The organism is Photobacterium sp. GB-72 (assembly GCF_003026095.1).
Classification (GTDB): domain Bacteria; phylum Pseudomonadota; class Gammaproteobacteria; order Enterobacterales; family Vibrionaceae; genus Photobacterium.
The window spans coordinates 32,202-46,676 of record NZ_PYNV01000008.1; the positions used below are offsets into that span (position 1 = coordinate 32,202).

At 39.0% G+C, this 14,475-nt stretch carries 12 protein-coding genes; 2 read left to right on the forward strand and 10 right to left on the reverse strand.

Annotation, left to right across the window (positions count from 1 at the left end):
• Nucleotides 1–520: 520 nt before the first annotated feature.
• The 3 genes from C9J40_RS10660 to C9J40_RS10670 form a co-directional block, all read right to left on the reverse strand.
• Nucleotides 521–859 carry a hypothetical protein gene (locus tag C9J40_RS10660; RefSeq protein WP_107206979.1) on the reverse strand — a complete coding sequence of 113 codons (339 nt, stop codon included), beginning with the start codon at nt 857–859 and terminating at the stop codon, nt 521–523.
• Between the two features lie 227 nt (nt 860–1,086).
• Nucleotides 1,087–2,997, reverse strand: a complete 1,911-nt coding sequence (locus C9J40_RS10665; RefSeq protein ID WP_107246800.1) for an alkaline phosphatase D family protein — start codon at nt 2,995–2,997, stop codon at nt 1,087–1,089.
• Nucleotides 2,998–3,077: 80 nt separating this feature from the next.
• A complete protein-coding gene (locus tag C9J40_RS10670) occupies nt 3,078–3,956 on the reverse strand; it encodes a LysR family transcriptional regulator (protein WP_107206981.1) in 879 nt (292 codons plus the stop codon).
• Nucleotides 3,957–4,075: 119 nt separating this feature from the next.
• On the opposite strand from C9J40_RS10670, the gene C9J40_RS10675 reads away from it, so the two are divergent.
• Entirely contained in the window at nt 4,076–5,452 is a 1,377-nt protein-coding gene (locus C9J40_RS10675) for an MATE family efflux transporter (protein WP_107246801.1), read from the forward strand.
• A gap of 98 nt (nt 5,453–5,550) precedes the next feature.
• On the opposite strand, the gene C9J40_RS10680 is transcribed toward C9J40_RS10675, so the two are convergent.
• From C9J40_RS10680 to C9J40_RS10710, 7 genes are all read right to left on the reverse strand, one after another.
• On the reverse strand, nt 5,551–6,210 hold the full coding sequence (locus C9J40_RS10680) for an alpha/beta hydrolase (RefSeq protein WP_107206983.1): 660 nt from the start codon (nt 6,208–6,210) through the stop codon (nt 5,551–5,553).
• Nucleotides 6,211–6,248: 38 nt separating this feature from the next.
• The gene (locus tag C9J40_RS10685; RefSeq protein ID WP_369917491.1) at nt 6,249–7,526 is read right to left on the reverse strand and encodes an ABC transporter substrate-binding protein; all 1,278 of its coding nucleotides are present in this window, start codon (nt 7,524–7,526) and stop codon (nt 6,249–6,251) included.
• 19 nt (nt 7,527–7,545) lie between these two features.
• The gene (locus C9J40_RS10690; protein WP_107206984.1) at nt 7,546–8,991 is read right to left on the reverse strand and encodes an ATP-binding protein; all 1,446 of its coding nucleotides are present in this window, start codon (nt 8,989–8,991) and stop codon (nt 7,546–7,548) included.
• An 84-nt stretch (nt 8,992–9,075) separates the two neighbouring features.
• A complete protein-coding gene (locus tag C9J40_RS10695; RefSeq protein ID WP_107206985.1) occupies nt 9,076–9,807 on the reverse strand; it encodes a response regulator in 732 nt (243 codons plus the stop codon).
• Nucleotides 9,808–10,077: 270 nt separating this feature from the next.
• A complete protein-coding gene (locus C9J40_RS10700; protein WP_107246803.1) occupies nt 10,078–11,337 on the reverse strand; it encodes a glycine betaine/L-proline ABC transporter ATP-binding protein in 1,260 nt (419 codons plus the stop codon).
• Complete coding sequence (locus C9J40_RS10705) at nt 11,334–12,227, reverse strand: proline/glycine betaine ABC transporter permease (protein WP_005364222.1); 894 nt, start codon at nt 12,225–12,227, stop codon at nt 11,334–11,336. The genes C9J40_RS10700 and C9J40_RS10705 overlap by 4 nt, the downstream gene beginning before the upstream one ends.
• A gap of 97 nt (nt 12,228–12,324) precedes the next feature.
• Entirely contained in the window at nt 12,325–13,326 is a 1,002-nt protein-coding gene (locus tag C9J40_RS10710; protein WP_107246805.1) for an ABC transporter substrate-binding protein, read from the reverse strand.
• 324 nt (nt 13,327–13,650) lie between these two features.
• Here C9J40_RS10710 and yidA point away from each other — a divergent pair, with 324 nt between their 5' ends.
• Nucleotides 13,651–14,460: a sugar-phosphatase gene (yidA, locus tag C9J40_RS10715; protein ID WP_107246806.1), complete on the forward strand. Its 810-nt coding sequence runs from the start codon at nt 13,651–13,653 to the stop codon at nt 14,458–14,460.
• The last annotated feature ends 15 nt before the right edge of the window (nt 14,461–14,475 follow it).

Genomic DNA, 14,475 nt, shown 5'->3' on the forward strand with positions numbered 1-14,475 from the left:
GGCAGATGCGATCCAAAAACTATGATGAATATATTAATCAAAAAATGAACCTAATTCACGGATAAACATACATGTAAAAAAGGCGGAGACGAGCACAGAAACACAGCGGTGATATCGGCTAACACACCCGATATAAGCGTAGCAAAATGCGTTAACCAACAATAATAATTGTTCTATATATTCAGTTTCTGATTACCCAGGAATCTTATTCTTAAGTACTAATACATCAAAACGTATAATCCATATTGGTTGTGATACTAATAGTAATAATGAAAAAGTTGTAGTACCTTAAAAGTAATTAACCTGTACTGCGAACATTTCTACATCATCTTTTATTAACTAATTAACATATTCCTTTTTATATGTTTTGATATCCATCATTCAGGTGCATAATATGTAAGTAATAACTATGTTTTAATTTTATAAGCTATGATAATGAGTAAAAGACTTTACCTTTGAGAATAGAATGAATAGAGATTAATTTTCCAATGTAAATAAATAGTTATTACTTTATTTAATATTAATAAGTATTAATATCACAACCACATGAAATAAGCTCATATTCTGTAGGTCCGAATAACTTACATTCTTTTTTAAACAGTATAACATCAGAACCAACCGGACAAAAAACACTCGACTTGATAGGAACATTCACTGCTTTTTCACTGTCTTCTGGTATAACTTTTAAAACTAATTCTCGTTCTTCAGTTTCAAACTTTGAGAACGTTTCTGTTACTTCACCAGCAACAGAATCAATGTCATAAGTCTTTTCAGCAACGAAAAAAAGAGCCCCAGCCAAACCTGCAAAAGATAAAAACAAAAAGGCAACAAATACCTTTTCATTGTATAACTGGCTCATCAATCGTTTTCTCAAAATACCTAACCCTATAACAAACTCTCTTTGAGCAATGCCTTACAATTTAGCATTTTAGGCCCCTCAAATTAAGCTATTTTATGTCTAGAATCTTATAAAAAATGAAAACAAATGAATAAACACTCAAAAATAATCAGCATCAGTACTTTAACCCATTGTTATAACAAGGATAAAAAATAATGACACCCAGTTAACACAGTTTGACATAACCCTTACTTTTTTACTGGGAAATGGATAGTTTCACCTTCAGCAGTTAAAATTTCTATCACTTTAGGCGTACCATCTGATGCAAGATATAACTCTCCTATTGCACTTCGATTCACCAATCTGTGCGCGCCTGTAATATCAGGATCACGCTTTTCAATCAGCAATTTCTTACGCTTGGTAAACCAGTTTAACGGGGAATGAGGACTATATAATGCTCTATCCATTGCATCACAAAAGCGTAATAACCGATTAGGGAATTCATTTTTTAAACCACTACACGTGATCTGATAAATATGAAATTTACCTTTGTGGTTACGAAGCGTTATGTCATAAGCAAAAGAATAATGAACATCACCAGATAAAATAATAAATTGAGTCGGTGTTTTGGTATGGGTAAAAATACTCAATAGCGTATTGGCAGAGCCCGGATGCGCCATCCAGTTTTCTGCATCAACAAGCAACGGTTGCCCTATCCATGTCATCATTCGTTGCAATGTTTCAATAAACTTTACACCGAACATTGGTGCGGCAGAGACAATAATCACCGCTGGTTCATGTAATAATTCCTGCTGAAACTCAATCATGGCTTCCCAATCCATTAACCCTGATGGACGGTTATCATTCGATTCTGAACGCCAACGTCGAGTACGCGTATCTAATACCACCATTTTAGGTGTGGTTGAAATGGTATAGTGCCACTGCTCAAACTGATTTAACCGCGCAATAAATGCATCTTGTGTTTGATTACAGGGCTCAGCAAAGTAGCGCTTGGCGTCATCAAGGAACGGCTGTTCAAATTTCTCGGGAGCATTGCCCCACGCCTGACATAGCCAGTAACTCATGAGTGCATTACCAATAATTCGGCGTGAAAATAAGTTATTAAACGCTGCAGTTTCCCAGCGACGATTAAGCATATAATCATCCGTCACATCATGATCATCGAAAATCATATACGTCGGAATATGTGCAAACAAACGCTGAACTTGCGGTAGACCTTGAACAAAATCATCCATAATATGGCTTTCTTGATGCCATTGTTGCTGCCATTTAGGCGCAATTTTGACCCCACCACAGGTGAAATTCTGTTTCTCGAACCGTTTACGATCAACCCAATCCCACAATGTTGGTGACCATACCAGCAAATACATCGCAAAATATTCACTAAAACTGATCAGATGATTTTCACATTCTCGCGAGCTAAAGATAGGCACAACACGATCAGGCAATAATTTACCTAACCATGTTTGAGTATCAATATACGTTGGTAATAATTTATCTCGTCCATATAAATGATAAGGACTCTGATACAAGGCTTCTGTATCTGCAATGCTAGTCTGTTCAAACGTTTCAGAAGGTAAACCTAGCAATTGGATCACTTGTTCAATCGCATCAAGTGTTGGACCTGCAACATGATCTGCGTAAATTTGATCACCACTCATCATTAATAAACTTGGGCGTTCAAGAATGGGTTGCTCAGCCACTTTACTATCTGCTACCACTAAGCTGTCTTTGCTTGGATAATGAGGGTTACGACAAGAACCATGTAACACATAATCGGCTCTAGTGTTGATCACTATGTTGATCATGGATTCATTATCGTAGGTTAATGACGGAATTAAATCGGTTAAAAGCCCTTGCTGGGTATCAAGCTGGTAAGCAAGTGGAGTATTAACTGCAAATTCACCTTCAAACTGTGCGAGTACAACCCATGCATGTTTACCAATTTGAATTTGATGTTCATCTGCAATAATGGCTTGGTAGCAAGGATTATCATCACCTTGTTGATATAAGTAAAAAGTAGCATCCAATCGTTCCGTGGTCACAAACCATAGTACTAATTGCGTTGCTGTCGCTTTCCGTAAAATAGGACCGGCAATAATAAGTGGTAAGGATGATGCTGGTGCTTCTTTAGACATTTACTTCTCAACTCGCGCGTAATAATTCAGTGTCATTCACTGCGATACCATCAAAACAACAATAGATAATCAAACTTAATCTATTGAGTAAACATTTTCTTTAGTTCTTGCTGAATCCATTTTATAACGGGCCCTGTCGCTCGATCACGGCGTTTAACAACACCCATTTCAATCCATTGCGAAGCGGGAATATTTTCCATCGACAGTTTTACAACCCCTTCGGAGAAAAAGTCATATGTAAAAACATGATCAGGCACAAATGCCCAGCCCATATTTCTCAATACAAACGAGGTGATTGAATAGTAGCTGTCAATTTGCCAATAATTTGCGGATAACGCTTCACTGTGGTGGCGTCCACTTCGATCGCAAATTAATAGTTGACGGTGCTGGCTTAATTGCTGCACTGTGGGTGCTGAAATTTGTGCTAATGAATGATTTTTCCCCACAATTAATGATGAATTAAATTCACAAATTGGTGTAAATTCTAAACTACTCGGCAAAGTTTTACTGAAAAATAATATGCCAATATCCGCCATTTTTTCATCTACACGGCTTGCTATATCATCTTTCGAGCCATTAATAATGGTTAATTTCACCAATGGAAATGTCTCAGAAATACGTTGAAAGAAATCTTCAAAAGCGGTTAATGGTGATGCTTCATCCATTGCGATGGTCAGGGTAACTTCTTCACCTTGCGTTAACGTCAATGCCCGAGATTGTAACCGTTCACATTGGGCTAATACGACCTTTGCTTCTTCATACATTTGCTGACCTTCAGGGGTCAGGATTGGTAATCTGGCACTTCGATCGAATAATTCAAACCCTAAATCTGCTTCTAAGTTACTAATTGCAGTACTGATCCGTGACTGTGCTTTTCCTAACCGCCGAGCGGCTGCCGAAAAAGAGCCTTGTTGTACTGAAATAACAAAAGCATTGAGTTGATCTAATGTCCAATCCATAAATCAATCCATCCGATAATCAGATATATAATATCTTTGAGCAATCTAACATACGGATATAATACAGCGATTCCCACCAACTGAATAGCCTGTGGGTAGACCATTTTATGAGAATATTTATGCACAGTAATGAACCGATGCCGTCGTCGAGCAATATATCTAAAAACTTTTGGCGTTATACCATCCCTTCTATTGCAGCAATGATGGTTAATGGACTCTATCAAATTGTTGATGGGATCTTTGTCGGCCACTACGTTGGCTACCAAGGCTTAGCCGCAATTAATATGGCATGGCCGATAACATTTGTATTATCAGGCTTAGGCTTGATGATTGGTATTGGCAGCGGGACGCTAATTTCAATCGCCCGCGGTGAACAAAATGAGCTTAATGCTCAGCGCGCTTTTAATACCGGTTTGATCCTAACTTTTATTATTAGCTGTCTTTCATTTGCTGCGTTTACATTGTTTGGCGACTATTTTTTACAACTTCAAGGTGCCCAACAAAACATTAAGCACCTTGCTTTAGACTATGTTTCTACTTTTGGTAATGCAGCCTTTATTACTGTATTGGCAGGCGCAATGCCAATGTTGATCCGAAATGATGAAAGCCCAAAAATCGCAACCATGTTATTAGTAATAGGCGCACTGACTAACATTCTTCTTGATTATGTGTTTTTAGGATTAATGGGTTGGGAATTGAAAGGTGCTGCCATTGCGACTTTGATCGCACAAGGTATTACCTGTGTTGGTGGCTTGATTTATTTTCGCTCTCAATACTCAACTTTAAAACTAAAAATTTCACTGCCTGATTTTTCATTATCAGAAAGTAAAAAGATCATGGTGTTAGGCTTATCAGCACTGATCATGTACCTCTATGGTAGTTTTGTTGTCGCACTACACAATTATCAATTCATGATATATGGCACAGAATTAACCGTTGGCGCTTTTGCTATTGTCGGCTATATGATGACGATGTACTACTTGGTAGCAGAAGGTATTGGTGAAGGTTTGCAACCGCCAGTAAGTTACTACTTCGGTGCGAAACAACCGCAAAATATCCGAAAAACGTTAATATTAGCCATGAAAACAACGGTGATTGCAGGTATCGCTTGGTTCTTGTTACTGACAAGCTTCCCATCAACTTTGATCAGTTTGTTTAACAGCAGCAACAGCGCGCTGACATTAGAGGCGACCCAAGGTATTCGTTTACATCTGTTTGCAATATTTTTAGATGGCTTTATTGTCTTGGCAACAATGTACTTTATGTCGGTGAATCAAGCGTCAAAAGCATTAGTGATCTCAATTAGTAACATGCTAATACAACTACCGTTTTTGTATTTCTTACCAAAATTACTTGGCGTTGTTGGTGTATGGTTAACCATGCCAATATCCACTATAGTATTGAGCTGTATTGTTGCGGTTATTGTTTGGCGTGATATCAATAAACGTTGTAAGCCGCTTGATTCACTAGAAAATCAAGCTCCCCTGCTCGATTAATAAGTAAAGCAATCGGCAATAAAAACGCATCAGATCGATAACCGCTCTGATGCGTTTTATTTTTCACTTCAAATCTTTAAATCCATTTAAGGTCAGATTTAAGACAGTGTTTGTTTTATCCATGCTGAAATATCCTCAATTTGAGGCATGCAAACCTGATGCTCCATGGGGTATGTACGCCAGTGCGGTTTAAATCCCGCCTTAATGACATCATCTCGTGCCATTTCACCTAATTTAGGAATAACAACGGGATCATAAGAGCCATGCATAATTTCAATCGGCATATTACGATTCACATCGCTATATTGAATGACCTCTGCAGTTGGGAAATAAGTTGATAGTGCCAATATTCCCGCTAATGGCTTGGAGTAGCTTAATCCTGCTTGATAAACTACCGCACCGCCTTGTGAAAATCCCGCAAGAATAATACGTTCAGAAGGAATGCCACGACTAATTTCACGTTCGACAAGATCTATTACCTTTTGAGCAGATTCCATCAGTTGTGCTTCATTAATTTTACGATATGTATCTAATGAAATAATGTCATACCATGCTGGCATTAAGGCATTACCATTAATGGTGACATTCAGCGTCGGTGAGTGAGGAAATATAAAACGTATTGGCGATGTTTCTTCTAACTGTAAATGCGGTAACAAAGCCTCAAAATCATGGCCATTAGAGCCTAAACCATGTAACCAAATAACACTGGCTGTCGCGGGCACATTGGGTTCTATTTCAACACTCGCTAAATAATCCATTTTCCTATCCTTATTCTTTTCCAAATACAGACACGCAGTTACATTGCTGATTTTACTGCGCGAGATAAGCGAACAGCTGCCATTTTAGGATCCGCGCTTGGATCATCAAAGAAACGGCTTACAACATCAATGATTGCACTTTGAACATCACTGGATGTCGCTAAATTATGCGAAAAACTGGGGACAAGCGCATTGTTTTTTGCTGCAACCTTAAATGCTTTCATTGAGGCTAATGAACAAGAGTCAAATCCCTTTAACGATACATCCTGACGGATCGGGATCGAACCTTTATATAAACTAAAAGCTCGTTGAAATGGCTTGGTTAATAGTATTTGCGCTAAATCTTGTTGTGCTATTTCATCTTCTTCATTACTTTTTAATTTGAAAAAAGTAATAGTATCAAGATTATAAGAAAACATACCTTGTGTTCCCGGTACAGGTACGCATAAATAATCCTTACCTGCAATTTTGTGTTCGCTAGTGAACTCGCCTTTTGCCCAATCTCCCATTATTTGCATTGCGGCTTTGTCATGCATGAGCATTTCGGTGGCTTGGTTCCAACGACGCCCTTTTGCATTTGGATCTATATACTGTCGCATCTTTTTGAACTGACGGAACACCTCAACCATCTTATCACTACTAAGCTCAGTTAAATCTAAATCAACAAACGCTTTCGTATAATCTCTTGCGCCAAGTACGCTTAACGCCACCGCTTCGAACAAAGTCGCATCTTGCCAAGACTCGCCACCATGAGCTAATGGGATATAACCTGCCGCTTTGATTTTGTCAGCCGCCACATAAAATTCAGCTAAGGTTGTGGGTACTTTTGCGCCTGCAAGTTTAAATATATGTGGATTGATCCATAGCCAATTGACACGATGTAAAGTTACTGGTGCTGCCACATAATGACCGTCATATTTTATCAACTGAAGATCATTAACGATTTGCTGCACTTCAGGTAATAACACGTTATCCCAATGATCTTGTTCTGCAACTTTATCAAGTGATGTTAGAAAGCCTAAACGTCCCCACTCTTGAATATCTTGCCCTTTTAACTGTGCCGCGGTGGGTGGATTCCCCGAGATTGCCCGCATTTTTAGGACGGTCATCGCACTTTGGCCACCACCACCTGCAATGGCAAAATCTTTCCAGTGATGCCCTTTCGTTTCCATTTTCTCTTTTAAAACTTGAATCGCTTTAGATTCGCCTTTTGACGTCCACCAATGCAATACTTCAACAGTCCCTTCTGCAAAAGCTGGCTGACAAACAAGCAGTAATAAGGCGCAGAGACGCCATTGCTTGATATTCATTTTCATCTTATATCCGACAATAACATTAAGCATTTTTTAATAACCGAGGAAGTACAACAGTCACTAACAACCCACCTTTAATACTGTTTTTGATCGTTAACTGACCACCATGAGCTCGTACGATATTGCGTGAAATTCCCATCCCAAGCCCATGCCCCGTATTGTCAGTCGCTAAGCGAACATAGGGTTCAAATACCGTTTTTAGCTTTGTATCAGGGATCCCTTGTCCCTTATCACTAATGGTGATGATCAGTTTATCTGGACTATCAATGACATTTATCGTCACGCTGTGTCCATATTTCACACCATTATCGATTAAGTTACTTAAACAACGTTTTAAAGCTAACGGTTTTGCCATAATCGGCAAAATAGGGTGTTGAGGTAAACGAACTTTGGTGTCTTTATGATTATGATGTTCAGCAATACTATTTAATAAAAGTTCGACATCAATGGTCACCAAATTCTCATGTAAATCGGTATCTTTTACACACTGTAGCGCCCCTTTCACCATGATTTCGAGTTCATCGAGATCGTGATTAAATTTATCAATTTTTTCATCATCATCGATCAATTCTGCACGTAACCGTAAGCGAGTAATCGGCGTTTTTAAATCATGTGATATAGAGGAAAATAGCTGTTCACGATCTTCAATATATTTTCTTAAACGCAACTGCATTCGATTAAATGCTTGCGTTGCCATCACTAATTCACTCGCCCCTTGCTCTTTTAATGGCGGCTGGTAAATATCAAGACTTAACGCGTTAGCAGCATCCGCCAATTGTTTTAATGGTCGTGTTTGTCGTCTTACCATGATGTAAGTAAACAGCAGTAATAAAACGGTACTAAAGGTTAGGAATATAATTTGCTGGCGCGTAATAATCTCATCTTTTAGCATCATATAAGGGGCAGGCAATAACGCTGCAATATATAACCACTGACCTTTATCAAGCTCTATTTGCACCACTAAAATAGGGGGATTAAGTGGCTCTAAACTTAGCGTATTATGTACCCAAGAACGCGGTAGATCTGACAGCAAAATATCATTTTTTAATACATGCAGCGTTTCTGGTCGTGAAAACTCAACCTGAATATTACTAAGGGTAGGTAATTTTTCATGTAACACCGTTTTAAAAACTGACACTGCCATTTCTTTTTGTTCAGTATTTTTAATTGGCTTAATATTGATTTCTTGATCATTAAACGATACAAAAAACCGTGTCCCGCCCATATTGCGCAACTGCTCTAATACAATATGGCGATATTCTAGCGGCAATGATTGAAAGAAATTCACTGTCGATGCAAACATGGTTGCCATGCTCGCAGATGTTGATTGCAACCCCTCTAAATCTCGTTTTTTTGATTGGGTGTACCAAATGCCTGTTGCGATCACTTGAGCAAGAAAGACGGCCAACAAAGTTAACCATAAAGTACGTGAAACCAATGATTTAGGCCACAATGATTTCCATTTCATAATTCAATATCTACCTATCTCAAGATATTAAAAAAGTGTGGCTATCACCACACTTAATATTATTTCTCTATAATGTGGCTAACTTTACACATGGTCGTTATAACGAACATCGGCAGTAAATATATAACCGTTACCACGACTGGTTTTAATTAAACGCTGAGTACGACCTTTGTCGCCTAAACGGTTACGTAAACGACTTAATGCGACATCAATACCACGCTCTGACGGTTGTGCATCTCTTCCTCGAGTCGCACATGAAATAGTATCGCGATCTAAAATTTGATTCGGTCTCGATAGAAATAGCATCAACAATGAATAATCACCACTTGTTAACTCAAACGCTTCATTATTAAGTACATTCACTAAACGATGTGCTGTGGTATCTAAACGCCAATTAGAAAAACTAATAAATTTTGCACTAGGGTTAGAATGTTGGTTATCTGACACTTTGCTACGACGTAATATCGCTTTAATACGAGCTAACAGCTGTCTAGGACTAAAGGGTTTGGCGATATAGTCATCGGCTCCAATTTCAAGTCCTATGATTTGATCCATCTCTTCAGAAACAGCCGTCAACATAATAATAGGGACATCTGACTTTTTGCGAATATGCTGACATAAGGTAAACCCATCATCACCAGGCATCATGATATCGAGAAGAATCAAATCTGGATATCCACCAGCAAGGCAACGTTTCATTTCCTCGCCTTCCGCGGCAGTTTGGACTTCAAAACCGTTCTTGGTTAAGTACTCCTCCAGTAGTTCACGGATTTCTTTATCATCATCAACGACGAGGATTTGTTTAGAGATACTCATGTCTTTTGCTCACCATACGACATTAGACTATTTCTCGCTTTTAATCAGCGAATGCATTGAGAAATAGAGCGAATATAGGCTATTTACTATTTCGTGTATTTGACCACTATTTAAAAAAAATGTCAGCAATTTGCGCTATCCATGACGCATTATCGGTACCTTGTTAACATATTTAATACCTTACAACGAAAAAACCAGTGGTAATTACTAATAAAAGCAATAACACACTGGTTATATTTTTATCGCCAATCAATGGTAAGAAAAGCTGACTTAAGCGACTTTAGATTCTACTTTTTTAATGACTTCAACATTTTTATCTGATGCCGCGTCATTTGCATGATCACTCAATACTTCAGCCAATGTTGAACGAGACAATCGCCCTGTTACCTGTCCATCAGCATCCACTACTGGCAGTGGATGATCACTATCTAAAGTCTCAGGGATCACGGTTTCAAGTAGCGCATCAGTTGAAACTGCTGGGACATCTTCGAGCATTGAAGCGTCTATTGCATTAGCATAATCAGATTCTTTTACGCTCTCTAATTTCTCTTGCGTGATGACCCCTTGATAACCTTGATTATCAACGTAATACGCGAAATCATCTTTTACTTTACGCATTTCAGCAACAGCTTCGCCAATCGTTTCAGAAGAGATACGAACAACTTGTGGCTTCATAACCGTTTCAACCGTCAGTGCTCGAGCACGGTTAACGTCTTTCACAAACGCTTCGACATAGTCGTCAGCTGGGTTTAATAAAATATCAACAGGTTTACCCTGCTGCACTAATACCCCATCTCGTAAAATGGCAATACGATCGCCTAACCGTAATGCTTCATCTAAATCGTGGGTAATAAAGACAATTGTTTTATGTAACTTTTCTTGTAACTCAATAAGCTGATCTTGCATTTCACTTCGGATCAAAGGATCAAGTGCAGAGAATGCTTCATCCATTAATAAAATTTCAGCATCAGTACATAATGCGCGAGCTAAACCAACACGTTGTTGCTGACCACCAGAAAGATTTGCTGGGTAGCTATTTTCATATCCCGTCAAACCAACAGTCGCTAACCACTCTTTGGCTTTGACTTGCCATGCGCTTTTACTCAGTCCCTGTACTTGCAACCCATAGCCAACATTTTGTAAAACCGTGCGATGCGGCATTAAACCAAAGCGTTGAAAAACCATCGACATTTTATGACGGCGAAAATCCTGAAGCTGCTTTTCATTGAGTGACATAACATCTGTCCCTTCAATTTCAATGACCCCTTCAGTTGGATCAATCAAGCGATTAAAGTGACGGATCAGGGTTGATTTACCAGAACCTGATAGGCCCATAATCACAAAAATTTCACCCGGGTAAATATCTAAGTTGATATCGCTTAATCCAACCGTATGACCGGTTTTCGCTAAAATGTCATCTTTAGATGCACCATCTTTCACTTGTTGAACAACTTTTTTTGCTTTTGGACCGAACACTTTATAGAGGTTTTTCACTCTAATGAGGGGATTCTGCTTTGATAATGAACTCATGATCGACCTCCTAAGTGTTGCTGTGTACGTTTAGCATAGCTTTGTGATATACGATCAAAAATAATTGCGAGCGCAACAATCGCTAAGCCGTTTAATAAACCTAAGGTGAAATACTGGTTGGTAATCGATTTTAATACCGGTTGACCTAACCCTTTCACACCAATCATTGAAGCAATAACAACCATCGCAAGTGCCATCATGATGGTTTGGTTTATCCCTGCCATAATATTAGGCATTGCCAGTGGGATCTGCACCCCAAATAAGCGCTGCATTGGGCTTGCGCCATAGGCTGTCGCTGCCTCAAGCACCTCTTCATCAACCAAACGAATACCAAGATTGGTTAAGCGGATCACTGGTGGGACAGAATAAATAACAACAGCGATTAAGCCTGGAATTTTACCAAGACCGAGTAACATAACAACGGGGATCAAATAAACAAAGGCAGGCATAGTCTGCATCACATCAAGTAGTGGTGTGACAACCCGCTGAACCTTCTCAGAACGTGCCATAGCAATACCTATTGGTATTCCGATCCCTATGGCAACCATCGTAGAAACTAAAATAATACTCATGGTTCGCATGGTATTATCCCACATACCAAACACACCGATGAAACCAAAAGACAACACGACACCAAGTGATAATTTCCACGATCGGCTTGCGACGAAAGCAATCGCTGCCAATACCGCAATCACTATCCACCAAGGAGTGGCGAGTAAAAGTTTTTCAAACCAGATAAGAAAAGAAAGAAGAGGATCGAAGAAGCCTTCGATTGTGTCGCCATATTCACGAGAAAAAGAACGATAAGCACCGTCCAACGTTTTTCGAATTTCAACTAGCTGAGCACGCTCAAGCTGCGGAAATTCAGTTAACCATGATTTATCTGACATAACTGTTATCCATACATACTACTTTTATTCCCCACTTACGCTATATCCTTAGCGAAGTGGCTACAGTGGTAGTTAGCTACCACTGTAGACGTACAGCTTACAAATCAGCTAAAGCACCACGTACTTTATCTGCAACTTCAGGAGAAACCCACTTCACCCAAATATCTTCGTGATTCGTTAGAATCTCTTCCATTACGGTTTCGCCATCAGCTTGGTTATCTTCCATCCACGCTAAAAGGCTATTCATTTGTGCATTAGTAAAAGAACGTTGACCTAGGTATTTCACCGCTTCAGGTGCACGTTTCGCAAACGAGGTGGTAATAACGGTATCGACTTCTGACGGTGGGTACATAGAAACTTTCGGATCAACACATTCAGGCTTGGTTAAACACTCTTTAAAGTACTTCGCATCAACGCCTGAGCCAAAGTCCACTTTTACCATTTTGTATTTACCTAACACCGCTGTCGGTGCCCAGTAATAACCAAACCATGCTTCACCACGCTCATAAGCTTTAGCAATTGAACCTGAAAGGCCTGCACCTGAACCTGGATCAATAAGATCAAACCCTGCACCTTCAAGTTTTAGTGCTTCGAATAGGTTACCAGCAGAAATCTGGCAGTTCCAACCTGCTGGACAATTATAAAATGCTGCTTTTTCAGGATCTTCTGGGTGAGTGAAAAGTTTGGCATTCTTCTTAATGCCCGCAATAGTCGCTAGGCTTGGATCTTTTTTCACCATGTATTCTGGAACCCAAAAGCCTTCTTCACCACCATCAGAAAAGCTCGTACCTGCATATTGGATACGCCCTTCTTCAACACCACGATCTAACGCGGCTTTCATCGAATTACTCCAAAATTCAGGTGCAATATCCGGTTCGCCCTTCTCAACCATTGATGTACCAGTCGGCATCGTATCGCCAGGAACAAGATCCGTTTCACAACCATACCCATGCTGTAAAATGAAACTGTCGACGTTGGCTAATAATGTTGCTGAGTTCCAATTCATATCAGCAATAGTGACTTTTCCACATTCACTTGCATGAACTTGAGATGCTGACATTGCTGATAGCAATACCGTCGCAGCCAGAAGCTTTCGCATAAATATTATCCTTATCATTTATATCGAATCGGTCAGCGCAAACGAGTAAAAAACAATTTTTCTGTGCGCTAATAACTACTCAAAAGGCAATTTATTGTGCCAATTTATTTAGTAGTCTAAACAAATTAAACTAAAAACACCAAGTTTATTAACAATAAATAATTATTTGGTAACAATTTTTAATAATACATTAATGCTTATTACATTCATAAACTTGTCAGCGATTAATGATCAAAAGAACGCTTATTAAACATTATTCTTATCGTTTTCGGCGCTCAATTTGCTTATGATGAAAACCGTTTTAATTCTGTAATGGGTAGAATGATGTATAAATTAGTTGCGCTTGATATGGACGGTACTCTTCTGAGTTCTGACGGTACGATTTCCCAAGAAAATAAAGCTGCAATTTCAGCGGCTCGCAAGCAAGGGGTATCAATTGTGTTAGCGTCAGGACGCCCTTTAGAAGGGATGACATGGGCACTAAACGAACTAGAAATGACAGGCAGTAATGACTTTGTTTTAAGTTACAATGCTTCACTCGTTCAACGCGTCTCTAATAAAGAGATTATTCGTAGCGAAACATTAACGGGTTTGGACGCTAAAAACATTGCTTCACTGGCTCATGAGCTTGGTGTTCATGTTCATGCATTTACTCGTCGTCAAGGCCTGATTACACCAGAAAATAACTATTACACTGATCATGAAGCAAAAATTAATGGTCTTGAAATTACTGTTGAAGATTTTGCAACACTAGAAAATGACGAAGAAGTGATGAAAGTAATGATAATCGATGAACCTGATCGCCTATCAGCCGCCATTGCTCAATTACCAAAAGCGTTTTATCAATCCTACACGATTGTACAAAGTGCTCCCTTTTTTCTTGAATTTATGAATCTAAATAGTAATAAAGGTGTAGGTGTTAAAGCGCTAGCAGAATACTTAGACATCAAACAAAGTGAAGTTATTTGTATGGGGGATGCCGGCAATGATCACCATATGATTGAGTATGCTGGTCTTGGTGTTGCAATGGGAAATGCAACAGAAGAAACGAAAGCTATCGCTAATTTTATTACTGACACTAACAATAATGCAGGTGTTGCCAAAGTTATTCAGCAGTTTATTTTAGATAAATAACAAAAAAATCGCTAT

Bases quoted from the DNA above. Each gene is read 5' to 3' on its own strand.
- C9J40_RS10705 (WP_005364222.1), bottom strand. From the start codon at position 12,227: ATGTCAGATAAATCATGGTTAACTGAATTTCCGCAGCTTGAGCGTGCT.
- C9J40_RS10710 (WP_107246805.1), bottom strand. From the start codon at position 13,326: ATGCGAAAGCTTCTGGCTGCGACGGTATTGCTATCAGCAATGTCAGCA.
- C9J40_RS10675 (WP_107246801.1), top strand. From the start codon at position 4,076: ATGCACAGTAATGAACCGATGCCGTCGTCGAGCAATATATCTAAAAAC.
- C9J40_RS10695 (WP_107206985.1), bottom strand. From the start codon at position 9,807: ATGAGTATCTCTAAACAAATCCTCGTCGTTGATGATGATAAAGAAATC.
- C9J40_RS10700 (WP_107246803.1), bottom strand. From the start codon at position 11,337: ATGAGTTCATTATCAAAGCAGAATCCCCTCATTAGAGTGAAAAACCTC.
- C9J40_RS10660 (WP_107206979.1), bottom strand. From the start codon at position 859: ATGAGCCAGTTATACAATGAAAAGGTATTTGTTGCCTTTTTGTTTTTA.
- C9J40_RS10685 (WP_369917491.1), bottom strand. From the start codon at position 7,526: ATGAAAATGAATATCAAGCAATGGCGTCTCTGCGCCTTATTACTGCTT.
- C9J40_RS10690 (WP_107206984.1), bottom strand. From the start codon at position 8,991: ATGAAATGGAAATCATTGTGGCCTAAATCATTGGTTTCACGTACTTTA.
- C9J40_RS10680 (WP_107206983.1), bottom strand. From the start codon at position 6,210: ATGGATTATTTAGCGAGTGTTGAAATAGAACCCAATGTGCCCGCGACA.
- C9J40_RS10670 (WP_107206981.1), bottom strand. From the start codon at position 3,956: ATGGATTGGACATTAGATCAACTCAATGCTTTTGTTATTTCAGTACAA.
- C9J40_RS10665 (WP_107246800.1), bottom strand. From the start codon at position 2,997: ATGTCTAAAGAAGCACCAGCATCATCCTTACCACTTATTATTGCCGGT.
- yidA (WP_107246806.1), top strand. From the start codon at position 13,651: ATGTATAAATTAGTTGCGCTTGATATGGACGGTACTCTTCTGAGTTCT.